The sequence below is a fragment of the Paraburkholderia youngii genome, from assembly GCF_013366925.1.
In the GTDB taxonomy this organism is placed as follows: Bacteria; Pseudomonadota; Gammaproteobacteria; order Burkholderiales; family Burkholderiaceae; genus Paraburkholderia; species Paraburkholderia youngii.
In genome coordinates, this window is sequence record NZ_JAALDK010000001.1 from 283,853 (window position 1) to 306,537 (window position 22,685).

The window sequence follows — 22,685 nt, forward strand, 5'->3', positions numbered from 1 at the left end:
GTGATGAACCGAAGTCCGAAGTCCCCTGTTTCCTGCACGCCCGCATCGGCCGTTGATGCCGTGCGAGCTTCTGATGCAACGTCCCGTTTGGATGAGGCGGCGCTTCGGGCGCTCGCGCTCGACATCCAGACGTGGGGCCGTGAACTCGGTTTCGGGGCGATCGGCATTAGCGATACCGATCTGTCGGCCGCCGAAGCGCCGCTTGCAGCGTGGCTCGAAGCGGGTTGCCACGGCGAGATGGATTATATGGCCAAACACGGCATGAAACGCGCGAGGCCCGCCGAGCTTGTGGCCGGCACGCGACGCGTGATCACCGTGCGCATCGCCTATTTGCCTGCGCGGACGCTGGAAGGAGAGGCGGCTGAAGAGACGTATGAAGGGGCGCATGAACGCGCGCCTGAAAGCATGCCGCAAGACGTAAGTCCACCCCCGTCACGCGCGACACCCCGCGCGCGCGACTGGCGCGCGGCCGAGCACGCGCGGCTCGCGGACCCATCGACGGCGGTCGTGTCGATCTATGCGCGCGGCCGCGACTATCACAAGGTGATGCGTCAGCGCCTGCAACAACTGGCCGACCGGATCGAAGCGGCGACCGGGCCGTTCGGCTATCGCGTGTTCACCGATTCGGCGCCGGTGCTCGAAGTCGAGCTCGCGCAGAAGGCCGGCATCGGCTGGCGCGGCAAGCATACCTTGCTTCTGCAGCGCGACGCCGGCTCGCTGTTCTTCCTCGGCGAGATCTACGTCGACATCCCGCTGCCGACCGACGCCGAAACCTCGCCCGAGGCCGCGCCCGAAACGCCGGGCTCGCATTGCGGCAGCTGCGCGCGCTGCATCGGCGCCTGTCCGACCGGCGCGATCGTCGCGCCGTACAAGGTCGACGCGCGCCGCTGCATTTCGTATCTGACGATCGAGCTGAAGGGCAGTATCCCGCGCGAGCTGCGGCCGCTGATCGGCAATCGGGTGTATGGCTGTGATGATTGCCAGCTCGTGTGTCCGTGGAACAAGTTCGCGCAGGCCGCGCCAGTCGCCGATTTCGACGTGCGGCACGGGCTCGATCGCGCGTCGCTGGTCGAACTGTTCGCGTGGAGCGCGCAGGAGTTCGATACGCGCATGCAGGGCAGCGCGATTCGCCGCATCGGCTACGAGTGCTGGCTGCGCAATCTCGCGGTCGGCATGGGCAACGCGTTGCGCGCCGCGCCCGGCGCTCTCGACGCCGACGCGCGCGATGCGATCGTGCGGGCGTTGAAGCAGCGAGCCGACGATCCGTCGGCGCTCGTGCGCGAGCATGTGGAGTGGGCGCTGGAAGCGGCGTAAAGTCGTGGCAATTCGGTGCCGGCAATCCGGCACGCTAGAGGAGCAGGCAATCATGTTCAACGCAGTGATCGATGCGCCGTTCGGCAAGGTCGGCATCCGGCTCGAAGGCGAGGCGGTGCGCGAGATCGTCTATCTGCCCGACTCGACGCGCAACGTCGCGCCCGAGACGCCGCTCGCACGCGAGGCGGCCGAACAGATCGAGCGTTACTTCGAGAGCGCGTCGGCGAAGTTCGAGCTGCCGCTCGCCGAGTGCGGCACCGCGTTCCAGCGGCGCGTGTGGCAGGCGATCTGCGACATTCCGCCGGGTGTCGTGCTGACTTACGGACAACTCGCGAAGCAGCTCGGCAGCGTGCCACGCGCGGTCGGCCAGGCGTGCGGCGCGAATTTCTTTCCGATCGTGATTCCGTGTCACCGCGTGGTGAGTGCGAGCGGCATCGGCGGCTTCGCGCACGACGGGGGCGACGGCTTCTTTCGCGACGTGAAGCGCTGGCTGCTCGCGCATGAAGGTGTGCCGTACGCATGAGCATGAGCCCCGATACCGCTGAAAACGTCGAAGATACAGCCGCCGTATCGCCGCTGTTGCTGACCAGCTCCGCATCGATCGACGCCTTTTGCGACGCGCTGTGGCTCGAACACGGCCTGTCGCGCAACACGCTCGACGCGTATCGCCGCGACTTGCGCCTGTTCTGCGAATGGCTCGCGCACACCCGCAATGCGTCGCTCGACACCGCGAGCGAAGCCGACCTGCGCGCCTACAGCGCGGCGCGGCAAAAGGACAAGGCGACCTCGGCGAACCGCCGTCTGTCGGTGTTTCGCCGCTATTACGCTTGGGCGGTGCGCGAGCATCGCGCGGCCGCCGATCCTACGGTGCGCCTCCGCTCGGCGAAGCAGCCGCCGCGTTTTCCGTCGACGTTGAGCGAAGCGCAGGTCGAAGCGCTGCTCGGCGCGCCCGACCTCGATACGCCGCTCGGCTTGCGCGATCGCACGATGCTCGAGCTGATGTACGCGAGCGGATTGCGCGTGACCGAACTGGTCACGCTGAAGACCGTCGAGGTGGGGCTCAATGAAGGCGTCGTGCGTGTAACCGGCAAGGGCTCGAAGGAGCGGCTGGTGCCGTTCGGCGAAGAGGCGCACGCGTGGATCGAGCGCTATCTTCGCGAGGCGCGCCCGGCGCTGCTCGGCCCGCGCGCGGCCGACGCGCTATTCGTGACGGCACGCGCCGAAGGCATGACGCGCCAACAGTTCTGGAACATCATCAAGCGACACGCGCAGGCGGCGGGTGTGCATGCGCCGTTGTCGCCGCATACGTTGCGGCATGCGTTCGCGACGCACCTGCTCAATCACGGTGCCGATCTGCGCGTCGTGCAATTGCTGCTCGGCCACACCGATATTTCGACGACGCAGATTTATACGCACGTCGCGCGAGAGCGTCTGAAATCGCTGCATGCGCAGCATCATCCGCGCGGCTGAGCGCGACTTGAAGCGCGCGGGGCTGCGCTCGCTTCACACCAACTCGCGCAACCGGTGCTTGAGAATCTTGCCGGTCGATGCGGCCGGCAGCGCCGCGAGCACCATCACCTCGGCCGGCCGCTTGTACGGCGCGAGCCGCTCGCCGCACCACGCGATCAACTCCGCGGGCGCGACCGTCGCGCCGGCAATCAGCTCGACGAACGCGATCACCTCCTCGTTGCCCTCGACCGCGCGTCCGATCACCGCCGACTGCACGACCTGCGGATGCGCGTTCAGCACGTGCTCGACCTCGGCCGGATACACGTTGAAGCCCGAACGGATGATCAGCTCCTTGCTGCGCCCGACGATATGCAAGGCGCCGTCCGCGTCGCGGCGCGCGAGGTCGCCGGTCTTCAGCCAGCCATCCTCGGTGACGGTCGCGCGGGTCTGCTCGGGATTGCGATAGTAGCCGAGCATCACGTTCGGGCCGCGCACCCACAGTTCGCCAATCTCGCCCGGCGAGGCTTGCGCGCCGTCGAGTCCGACGAACTTCACTTCGACGCCCGGAATGACTTCGCCGACCGAGCAATCGGCGCGCGGTGCGTCGACCATCGTCTGAGATACGGTCGGGCTGCTTTCGGTCATGCCGTAGCCGTTGTGCAGCGGCAGACCGTACACGGCTTCGGCCTGCACCTTCAACGCGGCGTCGAGCGGAGAGCCGCCCGAGTACGCGAAGCGCAGCCGCGGCGCGGACCATGCGTGGCCGTGCGTGTGCAGATGTTCGAGCAGCTTCGCGTGCATCGCCGGCACGCCTTGGAAGATCGACACCTGCTCGTCGGCGAGGGCGCGGCGCACCGCTTCCGGCACGAAGCGCGGCGCGAGCCGCAATGTCGCGCCCGCATGCAGGCTGCCGAGGCATACCGACGCGAAGCCATACACATGCGAGATCGGCAGCACCGCATAGACGACGTCGTCGGGCCCGACCTGGCGCAGCCGGCTCGACACGGCCGCGATGTACAGCAGATTGCGATGCGACAGCATCACGCCCTTCGGTGCGCCGGTGGTGCCGGTCGTGTAGATCAGTGCCGCGCATTGGCTGTCGCTGGCGGCTTCGACGGCTTCGGCCTGCACGCTGCCGTCCAACGCATACGACCATGCGCCGATGTCTGGTGACAGCGTGGGTGCCGGTGTCGCTCGATGACGCTCAGCATGCTGGCACGCGTCGGGCGAGCTTTCGACCGCATATGCGACGACGCGCGGTTGCGCGTGCGCGCGGATCGAATCGAGTTCGGCCGCCGAGAGGCGCGCGTTCGACACCAGCGCCCACGCATCGAGCCTGGCGGTCGCGAACAGCAGCACGACCTGCGCGATGCTGTTCTCCGCGACGATCATCACGCGATCGCCGCCGCGCACGCCCCATTCGCGCAGCAGCGCGGCGGCGGCATCGACGGCCTCTAGCAGTTGCGCATTGGTCAGGCGGCGCGCGTCTTCGATCAGCGCGACATGCCGCGGATCGCGTGCGGCGGCGAGCGCGGGAATGTCGCTGATGCGGGCGGGCAGCGCGGCGAGCAGCGCGGGGATGTCGATCGTGGAACGGATGGATGAAGCCTGGTTCAACGCTGTCTCCTAGCTCTGCGCGCACTATCTCGCACCATGCCGGCATAATTTCGAACGATCGTGCCACAAGCGTCGAGCGCGCACAATTGCCGGTTCGGCAAATAGCCGTTGTGCAATCTCGCCATTACAATGCGCCGATGAGCAAATCCAGACACGTGTCCGAAACCGCCGCCACGCAGCTGCTGCGCCGTCACGGCGTTACGTTCGGCGAGCATCCTTACGACTACGTCGAGCATGGCGGCACCGCGGAATCGGCGCGCCAGCTCTGCGTCGACGAGCATCACGTCGTGAAGACGCTGGTGATGGAAGACGAGCACGCGAAGCCGTTGATCGTGCTGATGCACGGCGATCGCACCGTCAGCACCAAGAACCTCGCGCGGCAGATCGGCGCGAAGCGCGTCGAGCCGTGCAAGCCCGAAGTCGCGAACCGGCACTCGGGTTATCTGATCGGCGGCACCTCGCCGTTCGGCACGCGCAAGCAGATGCCGGTGTATGTCGAGTCGACCATTCTCGAGATGGACAAAATCTGGCTGAACGGAGGGCGGCGCGGCTTTCTCGTCAGCATCGAGCCGAAGGTGCTCACGGATCTGCTTGCGGCGAAGCCGGTGCAGTGCGCGAGCGTGGACTGACGCCGACGCGCCAGTTGACGTTTGCCTGAATGTTTTTCGCGCGGACGCCTTCGGTAAAATGTGCGCCGCCTTGTTTCGACGGGCGTACCCTGTTGCGGTTGGGGTATCGAATGTCAGACCGCGATCCTTATAAGAGTCCTAGATGCAAAACCTGATCGTCGCTGTCGTTGCCTATCTGATCGGTTCGTTGTCGTTTGCCGTGATCGTGAGCGCCGCGATGGGTCTCGACGACCCGCGCTCGTACGGCTCGGGCAACCCGGGCGCCACCAATGTGCTGCGCAGCGGCAGCAAGAAGGCCGCGATTCTGACGCTGATCGGCGACGCTTTCAAGGGCTGGCTGCCGGTGTGGCCGGTCGTGAATTTCGGCGCGCGCTACGGGCTCGACGAGCGCTCGATCGCGATTGCGTCGCTCGCGGTGTTTCTCGGCCATCTGTATCCGATCTTCTTCCGCTTCAAGGGCGGCAAGGGTGTCGCGACCGCCGCGGGCGTACTGCTCGCGATCAACCCGACGCTCGGCGTCGCGACCTTGCTGACCTGGATCATCGTCGCGTTCTTCACGCGCTATTCGTCGCTGGCGGCGCTGTGCTCGGCGCTGTTCGCGCCGCTTTTCTACGTGTTCCTGTTCGGGCCGCGCATCGTTGCGCTCGCGGTTCTGGCGATGAGCCTGCTGCTCGTATGGCGCCATCGCGGCAATATCGCGAAGCTGATGAAGGGGCAGGAGAGCCGTATCGGCGACAAGAAGAAGGCCGCCAGCCCGGCTGCGGGCAACGATCTTTGAAGCGGGCTGCGCCGCATCGCCCCGCCTGAGCTGAAGCGGCTCGAAGACTTTGCGCGCGGCGCGGCCCGTTGCGTTGCAAGCCTCGCGCGCCGTGCCGCTTAGTCGCGGAAGTTGTTGAAGTCGAGCGGCGTGTCGGTCACGTCCTTGCGCAGCATCGCGATCACGCTTTGCAGATCGTCGCGCTTCGCACCGGTGATGCGCACCGCATCGCCCTGAATGCTCGCCTGCACCTTGATCTTGCTGTCCTTCACCAGACGCACGATTTTCTTCGACAGATCGCCCGACACGCCCTTCTTGATCTTGATGACCTGCTTGACCTTGTCGCCGCCGATCTTCTCGATCTTGCCGTAGTCGAGGAAGCGCACGTCGACGTTGCGCTTGGCCATTTTCGACAGCAGCACGTCCTTCACCTGGCCGAGCTTGAAGTCGTCGTCGGCGTACGCGGTGATTTCGTTTTCCTTGTGCTCGACGCGCGCGTCGGACCCCTTGAAGTCGAAACGCGTCGAAATTTCCTTGTTGGACTGCTCGATCGCGTTCTTGACTTCGATCATGTTCGCTTCGCAGACGACGTCAAACGATGGCATTGCTTTCTCCCAATAGTGCGGCAGTGCGCGACGCGGCCGGTCGGCTGCGCGCGAGGCACTCGCTATAATCACGGACCGGACGTCATTTTACCGACGCCGCTCTCTTTTGCCCAAGGCCGCCGCGCGGCGCCGCTCGTGTCGTCAGGCTCGTCATTGGTCGTTGTTTCCTGTCGCTTCCCGTTGTTGCCCTGCTGCCATTCCGATGCCCCAATCCGCTCTTGCCGCTCCCGTCGTCGCGTCTCTCCTGGCCGGCTATTCGCTGAAGGCCCACAACACGTTCGGCTTCGACGTACGCGCGCAGTTCGCGTGCCTGATCGAGCGCGAGGAGCAGTTGCCCACCGCGGTGCGCGATCCGCGCGTCGCGGGCCTGCCGCGCCTCGTGCTCGGTGGCGGCAGCAACGTCGTGCTGAGCGGCGACTTCGCCGGGCTCGTGCTGCTGGTGGCGCTGCGCGGCCGCCGCGTGGTGCGCGAGGATCAGCATGCGTGGTATGTCGAGGCGGCCGGCGGCGAGCCGTGGCACGAGTTCGTCGCGTGGACGTTGGCGCAGGGCATGCCCGGCCTCGAGAATCTCGCGCTGATACCGGGCACGGTCGGCGCGGCGCCGATCCAGAACATCGGCGCGTACGGGCTCGAAATGTGCGAACGCTTCGCGTCGCTGCGGGCGATCGAGCTCGCGACCGGCAACGCCGTCGAACTCGACGCCAATGCGTGCCGGTTCGGCTATCGTGACAGCTTCTTCAAGCGGGAAGGGCGGGAGCGCTTCGTGATCACGTCGGTCACGTTTCGTTTGCCGAAGGCATGGCAGCCGCGCGCGGGCTACGCGGATCTCGCGCGCGAGCTGGCGGCGCGGGGTCCTGCGGCGAGCCAAGGGAAAGCCGGTGGCGCGGCCCCGCAGCCGACCGCGCAGACCATTTTCGATGCGGTCGTCGCCGTGCGGCGGGCGAAGCTGCCCGATCCGCTCGAACTGGGCAACGCGGGGAGCTTCTTCAAGAATCCGGTGATCGATGCCGCGCAGTTCGAGGCGCTGAAGCGCCGCGAACCGGAAATCGTGTCGTATCCGCAGGCGGACGGGCGGGTCAAGCTGGCGGCCGGCTGGCTGATCGACCGATGCGGCTGGAAGGGCCGCGCGATGGGCGCGGCGGCCGTGCATGAACGCCAGGCGCTGGTGCTGGTCAATCGCGGTGGCGCGAGCGGCACGGAAGTGCTGGCGCTGGCGCGGGCGATCCAGCACGAAGTGTTCGGGCAATTTGGCGTGGAGCTGGAGGCGGAGCCGGTTTGCCTATGAGCGGAAGCGCGCTCTTTTCGCGCTGACTGGCCGCGCTGAGCTTCACCGTCGACGAATGCACAAAGGCGCCGGGAGTTTCCTCCCGGCGCCTTTTTTGTAACGCGGTCCAGGTTGGTGCCTGGGGGAACGCCTCGCTCAATGATTGAGCTTGCCGAGCAGCAGGTATTCCATCAACGCTTTCTGCACGTGCAGACGGTTTTCCGCTTCATCCCACACGACGCTCTGCGGTCCGTCGATCACCTCCGCGCTGACTTCCTCGCCGCGATGCGCGGGCAGGCAGTGCATGAAGAGCGCATCGGGATTCGCGCGCGCCATCATGTCGGCGTCCACGCACCAGTCGGCGAAGGCCTTCTTGCGCGCTTCGTTTTCGGCCTCGAAGCCCATGCTGGTCCACACGTCGGTGGTGACGAGATCGGCGCCCGCGCAGGCTTCGTTGGGGTCGTCGAACTCCTCGTAAAACGGCGCGCTTTCCGCCGAGACGAGCGCACGGTCGAGCTTGTAGCCGGGCGGCGTGGATAGGCGCAGTTTGAAGCCGAGGATCTGTGCGGCTTCGATCCATGTGTACAGCATGTTGTTCGCGTCGCCGACCCACGCGACCGTTTTATCGCGGATCGGACCTCGATGCTCGAAGTACGTGAAGATGTCCGCGAGCACCTGGCACGGGTGATACTCGTTCGTGAGCCCGTTGATCACCGGCACGCGCGAATTTTCGGCGAAGCGCTGGATGATGTCCTGGCCGAACGTGCGGATCATGATGATGTCCACCATGCGCGAGATGACCTGGGCGGCGTCTTCGATCGGCTCGCCGCGGCCGAGCTGCGTGTCGCGCGTGCTCATGAACACCGCGTGGCCGCCCAGCTGGAAGATGCCGGCTTCGAACGACAGGCGCGTGCGCGTCGAATTCTTTTCGAAGATCATCGCCAGCGTGCGGTCGTGCAGCGGGTGATAGGTCTCGTAGTTCTTGAATTTGCGTTTCAGGATGCGCGCGCGTTCCAGCACGTACTCGTAGTCTTCCAGCGAGAAGTCCTTGAACTGCAGGTAGTGGCGAATTTTCTTGGCGGTCATGAAACAAATACGGCGGTCTCACCCGGCAGGGTTGCCGGACTGTGCCGCCGTGGGTTTGGTGGTAACTCAATCCAGCATAAAGGATTTCGCCCTGTTTGACGAGTCGGCTGGAAGGCCGTGAAAGCGCTTAGAAAGCTATCAGAAGGCGTCGTGTTGGGCTGCGCGGGGTCATCGGACGGTGCTTGTGTGCGCTGCGGAAAAGGGCCCGCTGCGCTATAATTTAAGGGTTATCCCATAGCCCAGCAGGCCGGCGTTTCGCATCAAGAAACGCGGGTGGCGCGGCGCGGAAAGTCTGTCACGGCGTGGCCGGGCGCCAGAGCGGTTCAGCCGGTTCGCCGCAGCGGTTCTCGTGGTGCGGCTCGTCATTGTTGCGTTAGCGCCAAGCTGCCACGCACGTCGCAGGTGGCTGCAAGCGCTTGCCGTGCATGCCGCTTGCGGTGAATTCGAGCGTGCAACCGGTGTCGCCGGTTGGTCGTCATTCCGCTGGGCAGTCACACAGGTATTTCTACATGGCCGAAGCAGCTCCAATCGAATATTTCATTCAGGGCATTACGTCGACCGGAAAAAGATTTCGGCCGAGCGACTGGTCGGAGCGGCTCGCGGGCGTCATGTCGTCGTTCGGGCCCGGCGTGAGGAAGGGGCCGAACGCCTATATGCAGTACTCGCTGTACGTGCGGCCAACCATGATCGGCGATCTCAAATGCGTGATTCTCGATTCGCGGCTGCGCGACATCGAGCCAATGGCCTTCGATTTCGTTATGAACTTCGCGAAAGACAACGACCTCCTCGTCACCGAGGCATGCGAACTGGAACTCGAGCATGCGCCTGCGCCGCAAGCCAAACGGCATGCGATCTGACGCAAGCTGGCCGGATCGGCAAAAGCAGAAAAACAAAAACCCGCAAGCAGCGGGTTTTTTTGTGGCTGGTCATCCGGCCAAAACAAAAAAGCCCGCCAAAGCGGGCTTCTTGTGCAGCGGAAACAGGAGGTAGCCCGCCGAAGCGGGCCGACCGGAATTACTGCGCTGCGGGCGCTTGCAGACCCTTGATGGCTGCAGCGAGGCGGCTCTTGTGGCGAGCTGCCTTGTTTTTGTGAATGATGTTCTTGTCGGCGATGATGTCGATGGTCTTCGACGATGCCTTGAAGATTTCGGCGGCCTTAGCCTGGTCGCCTGCGTCGATTGCCTTGCGGACAGCCTTGATAGCCGTGCGGAATTTCGAGCGCAGTGCCGAGTTGTGCGAGTTTGCCTTCGCGGCCTGGCGGGCGCGCTTGCGTGCTTGTGCGGAGTTAGCCATGACGGTTCCTTATCCTGTTCCTGTTTCCAGTACCCGGCCTTCAACGATGAGGCGAGGTGCTGCTTCTCGATCCGAACCCTTGGAAGCGATTGCCCAAGGGCGCAAAAGTGTCGAAAAAATCGATCGAACTACGCGAAGGCGGGCCCGTGTTTCCAGGCTTCCGGATGTATTGACAAGCGGCGCTGCGCCAACCTGAGAATCCCGTCCGAAGACCGTGCGAAAACTGAGCAAGCTTCGAAACCGACGATTATAGCAACAAAATCAGGCACGTGACAACGGGAAACGCGCGACGGCGTCGCAGTGACGGGAGTGGCGTCATGTTGACGCTGAACTGCTGGCGCAGCACGGAAAGCCGCTGAAAATACAAAAATCGCACTTTCCAGCCGATTGCGGCGAACGTCCGCGCGGCAAATCGGTCCGAATCGCGTTCCGGCTCGTCGCCCGCATTAGCGGACCCGTATAATAAGCGCCCCATGAATCTATTCCGAGCCCTGCTGACGGTCAGCGGCTTCACGCTGCTGTCGCGCGTGACCGGACTGGCCCGTGAAACCCTGATCGCCCGTGCGTTCGGCGCCAGTCAATACACCGACGCTTTTTACGTCGCCTTTCGCATTCCGAACCTGCTGCGCCGCATTTCCGCCGAAGGCGCGTTCTCGCAGGCCTTCGTGCCGATCCTCGCCGAGTTCAAGAACCAGCAAGGCCACGACGCCACCAAGGCGCTCGTCGACGCGACCTCGACCGTGCTCGCGTGGGCGCTCGCCGTGCTATCGGTGATCGGCGTGGTCGGCGCGTCGGGCGTCGTGTTCGTCGTCGCTTCGGGCCTTGCGCGCGAGGGCCACGCATACCAGCTCGCGGTCACGATGACGCGCATCATGTTCCCGTACATCATTTTCATTTCGCTGACGTCGCTGGCGTCGGGCGTGCTGAATACGTACCGGAACTTTTCGTTGCCCGCATTCGCGCCGGTACTGTTGAACGTTTCGTTCATCGTCTCTGCGCTGTTTCTCGCGCCGCGCCTGCAAACGCCGGTCTATGCGCTCGCGTGGGCGGTGATCATCGGCGGCGTGCTGCAATTCGCGGTGCAACTGCCGGGCCTCAAGAAGATCGACATGGTGCCGCGCATCGGCCTGAACCCGCTGCACGCGCTCGCGCATCGCGGCGTAAAACGGGTGCTCGCGAAGATGGTGCCGGCGATGTTCGCGGTGTCGGTCGCGCAGATCAGCCTGATCATCAACACCAACATCGCGTCGCACATCGGCCCCGGCGCGGTGTCGTGGATCAACTACGCCGACCGGCTGATGGAGTTTCCGACCGCGCTGCTCGGCGTCGCGCTGGGCACGATCCTGCTGCCGAGCCTGTCGAAGGCGCATGTCGATGCCGATTCGCACGAGTATTCGTCGCTGCTCGACTGGGGGCTGCGCGTGACGTTCCTGCTCGCCGCACCAAGCGCGATCGCGCTGTTTTTTTTCGCCCAGCCGCTGACAGCGGTGCTGTTCAACTACGGCAAGTTCGACGGCACCGCGGTCGTGATGGTGAGCCGCGCGCTCGCCGCTTACGGCGTCGGCCTGGTCGGCCTGATCCTGATCAAGATCCTCGCGCCGGGCTTCTACGCGAAGCAGGACATCAAGACGCCGGTGAAGATCGGCATCGGCGTGCTGGTCGTCACGCAGCTGTGCAATTACGCGTTCGTGCCGGTGTTCGCGCATGCGGGTCTCACGCTGAGCGTCGGGCTCGGCGCTTGCGTGAATGCGTTGCTGCTGTTCATCGGTCTGCGCAAACGCGGCATCTATACGCCGTCGAGCGGCTGGCTCAAGTTTTTCGTGCAGCTGCTCGGCGCGTGCCTCGTGCTTGCCGGCGTGATGCGCTGGCTTGCGATCAGCTTCGACTGGGTCGGCATGCATACCCAGCCGGTCAGCCGGATGGTATTGCTCGGTGCGTGTCTCGTGCTGTTCGCCGCGCTATATTTCGGTATGCTTTGGCTGATGGGCTTCAAGTACGCGTATTTCAAAAGGCGAGTGAAGTGATCACCATGTCGCGGGTTCTCGATTATTTCAGTACGCTCGTCGCCGAAGACGAGAGCCTGCCGCTGACCGAGACGGCGCTCTCGCTGGCGCAGGACGCCTATCCTGACCTCGATCTGCAGTCGGTGCTCGCCGAGATCGACGAGCTGGTGCTGCGGCTGCGCCGCCGCATGCCAGACGACGCCGACATCCGTCAGAAGGTTGGCATCCTCAATCGGTTCTTTTTCCGTGAACTCGGTTTCGCGAGCAATCTGAACGATTACTACGACCCCGACAACAGTCATCTGAACGTCGTACTCAAACGTCGCCGCGGCATCCCGATTTCACTCGCGGTGCTCTATCTGGAGATGGCCGAGCAATTCGGCGTTCCGGTGCGCGGGGTGTCGTTTCCGGGCCACTTCCTGCTGCGCGTGACGACGCCCGACGGCGACGTGATGCTCGATCCCACCACCGGTCATTCGCTGTCCGAAGCGCAGATGGTCGAGATGCTCGAACCGTACGTCGCGTCGGCTGGGGATTCGGTCGGCCGGGCGCTGCGCATGCTGCTGCAACCGGCCACGCGTCGCGAGATCGTCGCGCGGATGCTGCGCAACCTGAAGGCGATCTATCTGCAAACCGAGCGTTGGCAACGACTGCTCGCGGTGCAACAGCGGCTCGTCATTCTGCTGCCGGACAATATCGAGGAAGTGCGCGATCGCGGTTTCGCGTATGCGCGGCTCGACTATCTGCGGCCCGCGCTCGAGGACCTCGAAAGCTACCTCGGGGATCGCCCCGATGCGGAAGACGCCACCGTGGTCGAGTCGCAGCTGCATGAATTGCGGCAGCGCACGCGGCACGATGGCGGCGAATAGCGCCGCGCGTTTCACGCTGCATAAAAGGCAAACGCCTGCACATGTCGCACATGTACAGGCGTTTTTTCATCGCCAGGCGCTCCTCACTTCGGCTGCATACGGATCGCGCCGTCCAGCCGAATCACCTCGCCGTTCAGCATCGGATTGTCGAAGATCTGCTTGGCGAGCATCGCGTATTCGGCCGGTTTGCCCAGACGCGGGGGGAACGGCACCATTGCGCCGAGCGCGTCCTGCACTTCCTGTGGCATGCCGAGCAGCATGGGCGTTTCGAAGAGGCCGGGGGCGATCGTCATCACGCGGATCGCGTTGCGCGACAGGTCGCGCGCGATCGGCAGGGTCATGCTGACCACGCCGCCTTTCGACGCGGAGTAGGCCGCCTGGCCGATCTGGCCGTCGAACGCGGCGACCGATGCGGTGTTGATGATCACGCCGCGCTCGCCGTTGGCGTTCGGCTCGTTCTTCGACATCTGCGCGGCGGCGAGCCGGATCATGTTGAACGTGCCGATCAGGTTGATCGAGATCGTGCGCGTGAACAGATCGAGCGAGTGGGGGCCATCCTTGCCGACGGTCTTCGCGGCCGGCGCGACGCCCGCGCAGTTGACGAGTCCGCGCAGCACGCCGAGCTTCGTCGCGGCTTCGACGGCTTGTTGCGCGTCCTCTTCCCGGCTCACGTCGCATTTGACGAATACGCCGCCGAGCTCCTTGGCGAGCGCCTCGCCCGCGTCCAGATTCAGGTCGGCGAGCACGACCTTGCCACCGTTCTCGACCAGCAGGCGCGCGGTGGCAGCGCCGAGCCCTGATGCACCGCCGGTGATCAGGAACACGTTGTCACGAATTTCCATGTCTTCTCCTTCGCTACGGTTGTTCAGTGCAGTCTGGATCGAAGCATTTTTTCGACGATCGATTGTAGCGGCTGTGCTGCGCTGCGGAAAGCGACGTGGGTCCCGGTCATGCGAGCGCCAGGGAAGACCAACTGGTTCTGTTGGACGCTCCGCACACAGCGCTTGCCGTTGCGGTTGGCGCGCTGAGCCAATAAAAAACCCGCCCAATGTGGGCGGGTTTTGGCCGAACGCAAACAGCGGAAATGTTTAGATCAATCCAGCTTACTTCAGCGCATCGAACGCACGGGCGCGAATTTCATCGACGCTGCCGAGGCCCGAAATGCGGCGATATTGGGGCGCCTTCACCGAGCTCGACGCATCGCCGTTCTTCGCCCAGCCGTTGTAGTACTCGATCAGCGGCTTGGTTTGCGATTCGTACACTTCCAGACGCTTCTTGACCGTTTCTTCCTTGTCGTCGTCGCGCTGGATCAGCGGCTCGCCAGTCACGTCGTCGATGCCTTCGACCTTCGGCGGGTTGAACGTCACGTGATACGTGCGGCCCGACGCGGGGTGCGAGCGGCGGCCGCTCATGCGCACGATGATCTCGTCGAACGGCACGTCGATCTCGAGCACGTAGTCGATCGCGACACCGGCCTGCTTCATTGCTTCGGCTTGCGGAATCGTGCGCGGGAAGCCGTCGAACAGATAGCCGTTCGCGCAGTCCGGCTGCTGCAGACGTTCCTTCACGAGGTTGATGATCAACTCATCCGTGACCAGCTCGCCGGCGTCCATGAAGCGCTTTGCTTCGAGGCCGAGCGGCGTACCAGCCTTGACGGCCGCGCGCAGCATGTCGCCGGTCGAAATTTGAGGGATGCCGAACTTTTCCTTGATGAAGTTGGCCTGAGTGCCTTTGCCAGCACCCGGTGCACCCAACAGGATCAAACGCATGGATATCTCCAGATCTATGTGAATTCTTTGTTTACGCAGCAGGCTTCCCGGCGATTCTCGCAGGCTCCGCATCGGCTACCGTTGGCTAGTTCGCGCTGCACGTCGAAATGACGGCGCTGCAAGATCCGCACGGCGCGACCGGGATAACCCGAGTGTCGCCTGCGCTGGGAGGCGCGCATAACCGTTCGATTATGCCACGGCTTCCCGCGCTCAAGACCCGAATAAAGCCCGTACGCGCGTGAGATCGGCGGGGGTATCGACGCCCGGCAACGGCACGTCGTGCGTGACGAGTACTGCGATGCGCTCGCCATGCCACATCGCGCGCAGCTGTTCGAGCGCTTCGACCTGTTCGATCGGCGAGATCGCGAGACTCGGGTACGTGCGCAGAAATTTCGCGCGATACGCGTACAGTCCGATGTGCCGGTATACGGCGGTGGGTGCGGGCGGCGCCGGCATCGACGCGACGTTGGGCCAGTGCGGCTGCCATGCGTCGCGCGCCCACGGGATCGGCGCGCGCGAGAAATACAGCGCGACGCCGCGCGCATCGGGCACGACCTTGACGACGTTCGGATTGAAAATTTCGGCGGGATCGGTGATCGGATGGGCGGCCGTCGCGATCGCGCAGTCGCTCGTCGTTGCCAGATGCGCGGCGACGCCGCGCACCAGCGCCGGGTCGATCAGCGGCTCGTCGCCCTGCACGTTGACGACGATCGTGTCGTCGCTCCACCCGAAGCGCGTCGCCACTTCCGCGAGACGGTCAGTGCCCGACGGATGGTCGGCGCGCGTGAGGACCGCGTCGAAGCCGTGGTCGTGCGCCGTGTCGAGCACTTCCTGCGCGTCCGACGCGACCAGCACCTGCTGCGCGCCCGATTCGCGCGCGCGCTCGGCGACGCGCACGACCATCGGTTTGCCGCCGATGTCCGCGAGCGGCTTGTTGGGCAGACGCGTCGACGCCAGACGGGCCGGCACGACGGCAATAAACGGATAAGGGGTGGGTTGGATCATCGGATCGGGAACGGGCGGCAATCAGGCCGAAGGAAGAGGCTGCGCGCGCGACGCGCACGCAGAGTCGGACGTAAGCCGGAGCGGCTAAAACGGCTACGGATCGATCGTGGAGCACATACGGGCGGGTTGGCGTTGACGAACCTTTGCCCCTTGACCCGCGCGCGAGCGAGACGACGCGGCGCCGCGCCGGGTCAGGCGACCGAGCCGGGATTCAGATCGACCGGCGTGCCTTCGACGGTCTGCCGCGCTTCGTCGACGAGCATCACGGGAATGCCGTCGCGGATCGGATAGGCGAGCTTGTCCGCGTTGCAGATCAGTTCCTGCGCGGCGCGGTCGTAGCTGAGCGGGCCCTTGCAGATCGGGCAAACGAGGATTTCAAGCAGGCGAGCGTCCACGGACTTTCTCCACAACTAATGCAGTGAGGCGGTGATCAAGCGCGGCTTCGACCGGGACTACCCAGATGCGCGCGTCGTGCCAGGCCCCCAATTTTACCGCATCCTTTTCGGTAATCAGGATCGCGTCGGCGTCGACGTCGGTGAACGGATTGCGCTCGAACGCGTAGTGATCGGGCAGTGCGCGCGTCGTGGGCGCGATGCCGGCCGCGCGCACTGTCGCGAAGAAGCGTTCCGGCGCGCCGATGCCGGCCGCGGCCAGCACGCGTTGACTGGCGAATTGCGCGAGCGGGCGGCGCAGTGCGGGATTGTCGAGATGCCACGCGTCGGCGGGCGCGAGCTGCAGTGCGAACGTGTTCGGCCACGCGGGCAGCGTGCGCGCGTACGGATCATTGATCAGCGTCGCGTCGCGGCGGCGCGACAACGGCTCGCGCAGTGGCCCGGCCGGCAGCAGGAAGCCGTTGCCGCCGAGCCGGTGATCGAACACGACGAGTTCGACGTCGCGCGCGAGGCGGTAGTGCTGCAAGCCGTCGTCGCTGACGATCACGTCGACGTCGCGATGCGCAGCGCACAGCGCCTGCGCGGCGGCGACGCGATCGGGACAGACCCATACGGGTGCGCCGGTGCGGCGCGCGATCAGCAACGGTTCGTCCCCGCCGACGCGCGCCGAAGAACCGGGCGTGACCTGGGTCGGCGTGCTCACGCGCGCGCCGTAGCCGCGCGACACGATGCCAGGCGTGAAGTCCGCGGTGCGCAACGCTTCGACGAGCGCGATGACGGTCGGCGTCTTGCCGGTGCCCCCAACCGTCACGTTGCCGACCACCACCACCGGCACGCCGACGCGCACCGACTTCAGCCAGCCTTGCGAAAACGCGGCGCGGCGCGCGGCCGCGACCGCGCCGAACACGCAGGCGAGCGGCGTCAGCGCCCACGCGAGCGGGCCGCGTTGCTGCCATTCGCGCGCGAGGCGCGCTGCGAGACGGTCGCTGAGTTCGCTCATGGGCGGGTTGCGGGCAAGGACTGCGTGCCGTGCGCACTACGCGGGGTCAACTTCAACGCGGTTCTCCGGGCAATCGAATGCGAATACGGTCGAAAAATGAGTTGCAAACCGCGCGGCGAAAGGGCTCGTGCTGATTGGCCTCAGGCCGGCAAGCTCCCTGGCGCGCTGCGCGATCGGCATGCCGTCGAAACCCGCAACTCTAGCGCGCGGGCGTCCCGGCCGGCAAGTCGCGCAGGGCTTGATGGACGCTGGTCCATGCTATGTGCGGTCGCCCACAGTCTGTGGATAACTTTGTGGAGAACCTGCCATCCGATCGTCCGGGAGGGCCATTCCGTGCGCTTTGGATCGAAGTGCTCGCTCTCTATTGAGATGCAAACGCCATATAAATCAAGGGTCTGCCAGGAATCTACTGGCGTTGGCGGGCGTTCTGGCGGAATTCGTCAGGCGGTTCCCGCCATGTGGACACTTTTAACAATCCTGCGATTCCGGCTGGACGCCGCACGTCGCTCGGTCTATCGTCTGTCCCGCCAGCGCTATTTATTCCTCGCATGAACCCCGAAAATCCTTTTGCTTCTGCGGCCACACCAGGCGGTGAGGTCGTCGTTCCCGTCTCCGCGCTCAATCGCGCGATCGGCACGATGCTCGAACGCTCGTTTCCACTCGTATGGGTCGCGGGCGAAGTGTCGAACTTCACGCGCGCTGCGAGTGGTCACTGGTATTTCTCGATCAAGGACGCACAGGCGCAGATGCGCTGTGTGATGTTCCGCGGTCGCGCGCAGTACGCCGAATTCATGCCGCGCGAAGGCGATCGCATCGAAGTGCGCGCCCTCGTGACGATGTACGAACCGCGCGGTGAATTGCAACTGAATGTCGAAGCGGTGCGCCGCACCGGTCAGGGGCGTCTGTACGAAGCGTTCCTGCGGTTGAAGGCGCAACTCGAAGCCGAAGGGTTGTTCGCCGTCGAGCGCAAACGCGCACTGCCGACGCATCCTCGCGCGATCGGTATCGTCACATCGTTGCAGGCGGCCGCATTGCGCGACGTACTGACGACGCTGTCGCGCCGCGCGCCGCATATTCCGGTGATCGTTTATCCGGCGCCGGTGCAGGGTTCGGGCGTCAGCGCGAAACTGGCGGCGATGGTCGAGACGGCTGGCGCCCGCCGCGAGGTCGACGTGCTGATCGTGTGTCGCGGCGGCGGCTCGATCGAAGATCTGTGGGCCTTCAACGAAGAAGTGCTCGCGCGCGCGATTGCGGAAAGCGTGATACCGGTGGTGAGCGGCGTCGGCCACGAGACCGATTTCACGATCGCCGATTTCGCCGCCGACGTACGTGCGCCGACGCCAACCGGTGCCGCCGAACTCGTGAGTCCGCAGCGCGTCATGCTGCTGCGCGAACTCGATCATCGGCACGCGACGCTTGCGCGTGCGTTCGGCCGCATGATGGAGCGGCGCGCGCAGCAGCTCGACTGGCTGGCGCGCCGGCTCGTGTCGCCGGCCGAGCGGCTCGCGCGGCAGCGTACGCATTTGCAGCAATTGCGCGTGCGGCTCGTGTCGGCGGGCGCGCGGCCGGTGCGGGACGCTCGAGCGCGCTTCTCGCTGCTGCAGATGCGCTGGCAGCGCTGGCGTCCGGATCTCGCGGCCGAGCGCACGCGCGTCGACACGCTGGCGCAGCGCCTGAATGCGGCGCTATCGCGCCAGCATGAACGTCAGGTCGCGCGTATCGACATGCTCCGCGCGCGACTCGAAGTGCTGAGTCCACAGCGCACGCTCGAGCGCGGTTATGCGGCCGTGCTCGACGCGCAAAGCGGGCGGGCGATTCGCACGCCGTCGTCGCTGAAACCCGGACGTCGTTTGACGATGCATCTCGCCGAAGGGTCGGCCGACGTCGCGCTCGCCGACGTGCAGGCGCGTCTGACCGAGGGCTTCTGACGTTTTGCCGGTGGGCGCGTGGCGCCCATCTGCTGTCATGTCCTGCCTGCCGACGACCCGGGCACGCGCCATGCGCACCCTTCCGAAGGGCCTTGCGCACGGCGTGTTCGACATGCCGGACATAAAGGCCGGTCGTTTGCGGGGTTATTCCAACTCGCCTACAATCGAGTGCTCGATAGCGTCATCCGCAGACTCCCCACAACAGATATAGAGAAGGAAAGCACCATGGAACATACGCTCCCGCCGCTGCCGTTTGCGAAAAACGCGCTCGCTCCGCACATGTCGGAAGAGACGCTCGAGTTTCACTATGGCAAGCATCACCAGACCTATGTGACCAACCTGAACAATCTGATCAAGGGCACGGAGTTCGAGAACCTGTCGCTGGAAGAGATCGTCAAGAAGTCGTCGGGCGGTATCTTCAACAATTCGGCTCAGGTGTGGAACCACACGTTCTTCTGGAACAGCCTGTCGCCGCAAGGTGGCGGCGCACCGACCGGCGCGCTCGCTGACGCGATCAACGCGAAGTGGGGTTCGTTCGACAAGTTCAAGGAAGAGTTTGCGAAGACCGCGGTCGGCACGTTCGGCTCGGGCTGGGCATGGCTCGTGAAGAAGGCCGATGGTTCGCTCGACCTCGTGTCGACGAGCAACGCCGCCACGCCGCTCACCACCGACGCCAAGGCTCTGCTGACGATCGACGTCTGGGAGCACGCTTACTACATCGACTATCGCAATGCGCGTCCGAAGTTCGTCGAAGCGTACTGGAACATCGTCAACTGGGACTTCGCGGCGAAGAACTTCGCTTGAGGTTACCGGTTGCAGCTCGTCGTCTGATGTCGTGATCCTTGCGGTCGCGATTGAAGATGGTTAGCTAGAGACGAAAGCTCTCCATCGCGAGGGCTTTTTCCTTTTCTGAGGCGAGCGGAACGGGAGGGGCGCTTCTGAAAGAAGTTTGTCACAGTTGGTAACTGCGATTTCGCGGGGCGCTAAGTGGACCTCGGCCGCCGCCCGTCGACTTCGCCGAGCTGGCGGGGGCGGGCGCGCCGCAGGCAATGCAAGCTGCTGCGGCGGCGAGAATGAGCCGGTTGATTGAGGCGGCCTCCGCGCGGTCGATTGGCTTGGGCGGCGGGGTCGTTTGACGCGAGTGTGGGCGGCGTTCCTTGTCAATTGATTGCCCGCGCATTTACAAGCATCACTTGATATAACGTACCCAATGCCGCGACGACGCGCAGGCGGGTCGAGGCCAGCCGGCCGTGCAAAAACTTTCTGTAACGGAGCCGTAACCACGGAATTTTGCGATTAGCCTAACGTTTGAATTCCAATCCTCCGAAGTGCACCACCATGATTTCCAGCAATAAAACGATCAGCCTGGCGATTTCCGCCGCAGTCATCGCGCCCGCGTTAGGCGGTTGCGCAGTGGCGCCACCGAGCGGCCCGAGCATAGCCGCGATGCCGCGCGCCGGCGAGCCGCTCAGCCAGTTCCAACAGAACGACTACGCGTGTCGCGACTACGCGAATCAAACGACAAATCCGTCCGGCGCTGCGCAGGCTGCCACCACGAACAGCGTGAACAGCGCGGCGCTCGGCACGCTCGGCGGCGCGGCGGTCGGCGCGCTGCTCGGCGCCGCGGCGGGCAACGCCGGCGCGGGCGCGGCGATCGGGGCGGGCAGCGGCCTGCTGATCGGTGGCGCGAACGGTGCGAATGGCGCCCAGTACTCGGCGGCCGGCATGCAGGCACGCTATGACACCGCCTACGCCCAGTGCATGACATCGAAGGGCGAGACGATCGCTCAGCCGCAGCCTTATTATTCGACGCAGCCGGTGTATGTCGCGCCCCGTCCTTACTACTACGCACCGCCTCCGCCCGTCATGTATGCGCCTTATCCGGCTTACTGAGCGGTGATAGTGGGGCCGGCCGGCTTGCTCGTCTTGCATTGTCGGCCGGTACCGGGTTTCAATGCGTAGCCCGGTTGGGCGGTAGCTTGTAGCGACGATCGTCAAATCCGCGCCGCTTCTTACTCCGTGCTGTCCGTCGCCGCCGCTTTGCGCGGACGACGGCTGCGAGACGCAGTTTTACGGGCGGCCTTCCTGGCGGCCTCAGATCCTTCTTCCGAATCGACTGCTGGAGCAGGGGCTTCGGCCGGCGCCGCGATCTCAGGGACTTCCTCGATGGTGCGCGGCGTACTTTTCTTCACTTTCTTCGCGGCCGTTTTGCGGGATGCGCGCTTTTTGGCGCTTTCACGCTGTGCGAGTTGGTCGCTGTCGGCGGTCTGCTCGATTTCTTGACCGAAGACGCCTTGTTCAGCGGCTGTATCCGCTGCCGCTTTTACAGCGCGAGCTTCGGTCTCTTCAGCTATCGGTTTAACGACGAACTCATCTGGGAGCGGCGCGTGTTCACGCGGCTCCTGTCGCTGGAGCTGCTCGGCGGGCTGCGCGTGTTCGGTGAGAGCAGGAACGCCAGCCGCAGGTTCTTCATCAGTCGTTTCGTGGTGACCGCGCTTGCCGTGCGGGGCCTCCTGTCCCCGCCCCGCCTTGCGGTTGGCGCGGTCCTTGCGACGCGACTTGTGCTTGCCGCCCGGCTCGGACGCGGCCGCTTGCGCCGCCTGCGCTTGATACGAATGTTCGGCCGCCTGTTCAGCCGACGCCGACTCAGCCGACCCCGTTTCGGCAGACTCTGCCGCGGTTTCGCCGATAGTTTCACTGGCTGCTTCGCTCGCGACGTTCACAGCCGTGCTTCGATAAACGTACGCGCCTGATTTTTCATCGCGGCCGAATTCGAGCAGCCCGCGCGCCTGCGCCTCTTCCAGCAGATTGCCGAAAGCGCGAAACCCGTAATACGTTTCGTTGAAGTCCGGTTTGCGCCGTTTGATCGCGTTCTTCAGCACGGACGCCCAGATCTTGCCGCTGTCGCCACGTTCGGAAGCGAGCGCGTCGAACGTCTGCACCGCAATTTCAACGGCCTTGCTGCGACGCTTCTCCAGATCTTCCTTCGGCGGGGCTTTCTCTTCATCAGCCGCACGTTTGGCTGCCTGCTGCGCGCTCTGCTGCTGGCGCGACGATTCGCGCCTCGCGACTGCGCGCTGACTTTCGCGTACGAGATCGTCGTAAAAGAAGAACTCGTCGCAGTTCGCAATCAGCAAATCCGAGGTGGACTGCTGCACACCGACGCCGATGACCTGTTTGGCGTTCTCGCGCAGCTTCGACACGAGCGGCGAAAAATCCGAATCACCACTGATGATGACGAACGTATTGACGTGCGATTTCGTATAACAGAGATCGAGCGCATCGACGACAAGCCGAATGTCGGCGGAATTCTTGCCCGATTGGCGCACATGAGGAATCTCGATCAACTCAAAATTGGCCTCGTGCATGGCCCCTTTGAAACTCTTGTAGCGATCCCAGTCGCAATACGCCTTCTTGACGACGATGCTGCCCTTCAGCAGCAGGCGCTCGAGTACAAGCTTGATATCGAACTTGTCGTATTTCGCATCGCGCACGCCAAGCGCGACATTCTCGAAGTCGCAGAACAGCGCCATGCTGACGTTTTCGTTGGATGACGCCATGTGTATCTCCATTGAAGCGGTCGTCGAAGTCGACGAATCGCGACATGATAGCGATTCCAGCGAAGGTGAGCAGCTTTTGTGGTGCGCTCGCACCGATAGGTGGATGGGAATTTGCAGCAAGCGGTTTGTCCGGCGGCCCAGCGAG

Annotated in this window: 22 protein-coding genes; 12 read left to right on the plus strand and 10 right to left on the minus strand. The window is 64.4% G+C overall.

What is annotated here, in order from left to right; all coding sequences use genetic code 11:
- The first annotated feature begins 3 nt into the window (after nucleotides 1-3).
- Genes queG through xerD form a run of 3 tightly spaced genes read left to right on the plus strand, consistent with a single transcriptional unit; the run spans nucleotide 4 to nucleotide 2,784 of the window.
- On the plus strand, nucleotides 4-1,314 hold the full coding sequence (queG, locus tag G5S42_RS01345; protein ID WP_176105200.1) for a tRNA epoxyqueuosine(34) reductase QueG: 1,311 nt from the start codon (nucleotides 4-6) through the stop codon (nucleotides 1,312-1,314).
- Nucleotides 1,315-1,366: 52 nt separating this feature from the next.
- Nucleotides 1,367-1,837, plus strand: a complete 471-nt coding sequence (locus tag G5S42_RS01350) for a methylated-DNA--[protein]-cysteine S-methyltransferase (protein WP_176105201.1) — start codon at nucleotides 1,367-1,369, stop codon at nucleotides 1,835-1,837.
- A complete protein-coding gene (xerD, locus tag G5S42_RS01355; protein WP_176105202.1) occupies nucleotides 1,834-2,784 on the plus strand; it encodes a site-specific tyrosine recombinase XerD in 951 nt (316 codons plus the stop codon). The genes G5S42_RS01350 and xerD overlap by 4 nt, the downstream gene beginning before the upstream one ends.
- Before the next feature lie 33 nt (nucleotides 2,785-2,817).
- Here xerD and G5S42_RS01360 read toward each other — a convergent pair whose 3' ends face one another.
- Nucleotides 2,818-4,380 carry a class I adenylate-forming enzyme family protein gene (locus tag G5S42_RS01360; RefSeq protein ID WP_176105203.1) on the minus strand — a complete coding sequence of 521 codons (1,563 nt, stop codon included), beginning with the start codon at nucleotides 4,378-4,380 and terminating at the stop codon, nucleotides 2,818-2,820.
- Between the two features lie 137 nt (nucleotides 4,381-4,517).
- On the opposite strand from G5S42_RS01360, the gene ybaK reads away from it, so the two are divergent.
- Both ybaK and plsY read left to right on the plus strand, forming a co-directional pair.
- Nucleotides 4,518-5,009: a Cys-tRNA(Pro) deacylase gene (gene ybaK / locus G5S42_RS01365; RefSeq protein WP_176105204.1), complete on the plus strand. Its 492-nt coding sequence runs from the start codon at nucleotides 4,518-4,520 to the stop codon at nucleotides 5,007-5,009.
- Nucleotides 5,010-5,151: 142 nt separating this feature from the next.
- Nucleotides 5,152-5,787 carry a glycerol-3-phosphate 1-O-acyltransferase PlsY gene (gene plsY / locus G5S42_RS01370; protein ID WP_176105205.1) on the plus strand — a complete coding sequence of 212 codons (636 nt, stop codon included), beginning with the start codon at nucleotides 5,152-5,154 and terminating at the stop codon, nucleotides 5,785-5,787.
- Between the two features lie 98 nt (nucleotides 5,788-5,885).
- On the opposite strand, the gene G5S42_RS01375 is transcribed toward plsY, so the two are convergent.
- Nucleotides 5,886-6,371, minus strand: coding sequence for a YajQ family cyclic di-GMP-binding protein (locus G5S42_RS01375; RefSeq protein WP_018421633.1), 486 nt, complete (start codon nucleotides 6,369-6,371; stop codon nucleotides 5,886-5,888).
- Nucleotides 6,372-6,573: 202 nt separating this feature from the next.
- Between G5S42_RS01375 and murB the strand changes: the two genes are divergently transcribed.
- On the plus strand, nucleotides 6,574-7,656 hold the full coding sequence (gene murB, locus G5S42_RS01380; RefSeq protein WP_176105206.1) for a UDP-N-acetylmuramate dehydrogenase: 1,083 nt from the start codon (nucleotides 6,574-6,576) through the stop codon (nucleotides 7,654-7,656).
- A gap of 135 nt (nucleotides 7,657-7,791) precedes the next feature.
- On the opposite strand, the gene argF is transcribed toward murB, so the two are convergent.
- Nucleotides 7,792-8,721 (minus strand): ornithine carbamoyltransferase, encoded by a 930-nt coding sequence (argF, locus tag G5S42_RS01385; protein ID WP_176105207.1) that lies wholly within the window; start codon nucleotides 8,719-8,721, stop codon nucleotides 7,792-7,794.
- 509 nt (nucleotides 8,722-9,230) lie between these two features.
- Here argF and G5S42_RS01390 point away from each other — a divergent pair.
- Entirely contained in the window at nucleotides 9,231-9,578 is a 348-nt protein-coding gene (locus G5S42_RS01390; RefSeq protein WP_176105208.1) for a DUF3579 domain-containing protein, read from the plus strand.
- A 157-nt stretch (nucleotides 9,579-9,735) separates the two neighbouring features.
- Here G5S42_RS01390 and rpsT read toward each other — a convergent pair whose 3' ends face one another.
- Complete coding sequence (gene rpsT, locus G5S42_RS01395) at nucleotides 9,736-10,014, minus strand: 30S ribosomal protein S20 (protein ID WP_013090353.1); 279 nt, start codon at nucleotides 10,012-10,014, stop codon at nucleotides 9,736-9,738.
- 473 nt (nucleotides 10,015-10,487) lie between these two features.
- Here rpsT and murJ point away from each other — a divergent pair, with 473 nt between their 5' ends.
- Complete coding sequence (murJ, locus tag G5S42_RS01400; protein WP_176105209.1) at nucleotides 10,488-12,038, plus strand: murein biosynthesis integral membrane protein MurJ; 1,551 nt, start codon at nucleotides 10,488-10,490, stop codon at nucleotides 12,036-12,038.
- A gap of 5 nt (nucleotides 12,039-12,043) precedes the next feature.
- On the plus strand, nucleotides 12,044-12,886 hold the full coding sequence (locus tag G5S42_RS01405; protein WP_176110260.1) for a SirB1 family protein: 843 nt from the start codon (nucleotides 12,044-12,046) through the stop codon (nucleotides 12,884-12,886).
- Between the two features lie 83 nt (nucleotides 12,887-12,969).
- Here the strand turns inward: G5S42_RS01405 and G5S42_RS01410 are convergent, their stop codons facing one another.
- From G5S42_RS01410 to lpxK, 5 genes are all read right to left on the minus strand, one after another.
- Nucleotides 12,970-13,728, minus strand: a complete 759-nt coding sequence (locus G5S42_RS01410; protein WP_176105210.1) for a 3-hydroxyacyl-CoA dehydrogenase — start codon at nucleotides 13,726-13,728, stop codon at nucleotides 12,970-12,972.
- Between the two features lie 261 nt (nucleotides 13,729-13,989).
- Entirely contained in the window at nucleotides 13,990-14,655 is a 666-nt protein-coding gene (adk, locus tag G5S42_RS01415) for an adenylate kinase (RefSeq protein WP_176105211.1), read from the minus strand.
- Nucleotides 14,656-14,865: 210 nt separating this feature from the next.
- On the minus strand, nucleotides 14,866-15,660 hold the full coding sequence (gene kdsB, locus G5S42_RS01420; protein ID WP_176105212.1) for a 3-deoxy-manno-octulosonate cytidylyltransferase: 795 nt from the start codon (nucleotides 15,658-15,660) through the stop codon (nucleotides 14,866-14,868).
- A gap of 191 nt (nucleotides 15,661-15,851) precedes the next feature.
- On the minus strand, nucleotides 15,852-16,055 hold the full coding sequence (locus G5S42_RS01425) for a Trm112 family protein (protein ID WP_007180583.1): 204 nt from the start codon (nucleotides 16,053-16,055) through the stop codon (nucleotides 15,852-15,854).
- Nucleotides 16,036-17,052 carry a tetraacyldisaccharide 4'-kinase gene (lpxK, locus tag G5S42_RS01430; RefSeq protein ID WP_176105213.1) on the minus strand — a complete coding sequence of 339 codons (1,017 nt, stop codon included), beginning with the start codon at nucleotides 17,050-17,052 and terminating at the stop codon, nucleotides 16,036-16,038. Before lpxK ends, G5S42_RS01425 begins: the two co-directional genes overlap by 20 nt.
- A gap of 548 nt (nucleotides 17,053-17,600) precedes the next feature.
- Between lpxK and xseA the strand changes: the two genes are divergently transcribed.
- The 3 genes from xseA to G5S42_RS01445 all read left to right on the plus strand — a co-directional run bounded on the left by xseA (nucleotide 17,601) and on the right by G5S42_RS01445 (nucleotide 20,873).
- Nucleotides 17,601-18,980 carry an exodeoxyribonuclease VII large subunit gene (gene xseA / locus G5S42_RS01435; protein WP_176105214.1) on the plus strand — a complete coding sequence of 460 codons (1,380 nt, stop codon included), beginning with the start codon at nucleotides 17,601-17,603 and terminating at the stop codon, nucleotides 18,978-18,980.
- 225 nt (nucleotides 18,981-19,205) lie between these two features.
- A complete protein-coding gene (gene sodB, locus G5S42_RS01440; protein ID WP_013090345.1) occupies nucleotides 19,206-19,784 on the plus strand; it encodes a superoxide dismutase [Fe] in 579 nt (192 codons plus the stop codon).
- 534 nt (nucleotides 19,785-20,318) lie between these two features.
- Nucleotides 20,319-20,873 (plus strand): glycine zipper family protein, encoded by a 555-nt coding sequence (locus G5S42_RS01445; RefSeq protein WP_176105215.1) that lies wholly within the window; start codon nucleotides 20,319-20,321, stop codon nucleotides 20,871-20,873.
- A gap of 119 nt (nucleotides 20,874-20,992) precedes the next feature.
- On the opposite strand, the gene G5S42_RS01450 is transcribed toward G5S42_RS01445, so the two are convergent.
- Nucleotides 20,993-22,540, minus strand: coding sequence for an NYN domain-containing protein (locus G5S42_RS01450; RefSeq protein WP_176110262.1), 1,548 nt, complete (start codon nucleotides 22,538-22,540; stop codon nucleotides 20,993-20,995).
- Between the last annotated feature and the right edge of the window lie 145 nt (nucleotides 22,541-22,685).

Excerpts from the sequence above, each read along its gene's own strand:
- queG (WP_176105200.1), top strand. The coding sequence starts at position 4 with ATGAACCGAAGTCCGAAGTCCCCTGTTTCCTGCACGCCCGCATCGGCC.
- xerD (WP_176105202.1), top strand. The coding sequence starts at position 1,834 with ATGAGCATGAGCCCCGATACCGCTGAAAACGTCGAAGATACAGCCGCC.
- G5S42_RS01445 (WP_176105215.1), top strand. The coding sequence starts at position 20,319 with ATGATTTCCAGCAATAAAACGATCAGCCTGGCGATTTCCGCCGCAGTC.
- G5S42_RS01450 (WP_176110262.1), bottom strand. The coding sequence starts at position 22,540 with ATGGCGTCATCCAACGAAAACGTCAGCATGGCGCTGTTCTGCGACTTC.
- murB (WP_176105206.1), top strand. The coding sequence starts at position 6,574 with ATGCCCCAATCCGCTCTTGCCGCTCCCGTCGTCGCGTCTCTCCTGGCC.
- kdsB (WP_176105212.1), bottom strand. The coding sequence starts at position 15,660 with ATGATCCAACCCACCCCTTATCCGTTTATTGCCGTCGTGCCGGCCCGT.
- G5S42_RS01410 (WP_176105210.1), bottom strand. The coding sequence starts at position 13,728 with ATGGAAATTCGTGACAACGTGTTCCTGATCACCGGCGGTGCATCAGGG.
- G5S42_RS01390 (WP_176105208.1), top strand. The coding sequence starts at position 9,231 with ATGGCCGAAGCAGCTCCAATCGAATATTTCATTCAGGGCATTACGTCG.
- xseA (WP_176105214.1), top strand. The coding sequence starts at position 17,601 with ATGAACCCCGAAAATCCTTTTGCTTCTGCGGCCACACCAGGCGGTGAG.
- ybaK (WP_176105204.1), top strand. The coding sequence starts at position 4,518 with ATGAGCAAATCCAGACACGTGTCCGAAACCGCCGCCACGCAGCTGCTG.
- argF (WP_176105207.1), bottom strand. The coding sequence starts at position 8,721 with ATGACCGCCAAGAAAATTCGCCACTACCTGCAGTTCAAGGACTTCTCG.
- G5S42_RS01375 (WP_018421633.1), bottom strand. The coding sequence starts at position 6,371 with ATGCCATCGTTTGACGTCGTCTGCGAAGCGAACATGATCGAAGTCAAG.
- adk (WP_176105211.1), bottom strand. The coding sequence starts at position 14,655 with ATGCGTTTGATCCTGTTGGGTGCACCGGGTGCTGGCAAAGGCACTCAG.
- lpxK (WP_176105213.1), bottom strand. The coding sequence starts at position 17,052 with ATGAGCGAACTCAGCGACCGTCTCGCAGCGCGCCTCGCGCGCGAATGG.
- G5S42_RS01405 (WP_176110260.1), top strand. The coding sequence starts at position 12,044 with ATGTCGCGGGTTCTCGATTATTTCAGTACGCTCGTCGCCGAAGACGAG.
- G5S42_RS01350 (WP_176105201.1), top strand. The coding sequence starts at position 1,367 with ATGTTCAACGCAGTGATCGATGCGCCGTTCGGCAAGGTCGGCATCCGG.
- sodB (WP_013090345.1), top strand. The coding sequence starts at position 19,206 with ATGGAACATACGCTCCCGCCGCTGCCGTTTGCGAAAAACGCGCTCGCT.
- plsY (WP_176105205.1), top strand. The coding sequence starts at position 5,152 with ATGCAAAACCTGATCGTCGCTGTCGTTGCCTATCTGATCGGTTCGTTG.
- rpsT (WP_013090353.1), bottom strand. The coding sequence starts at position 10,014 with ATGGCTAACTCCGCACAAGCACGCAAGCGCGCCCGCCAGGCCGCGAAG.
- murJ (WP_176105209.1), top strand. The coding sequence starts at position 10,488 with ATGAATCTATTCCGAGCCCTGCTGACGGTCAGCGGCTTCACGCTGCTG.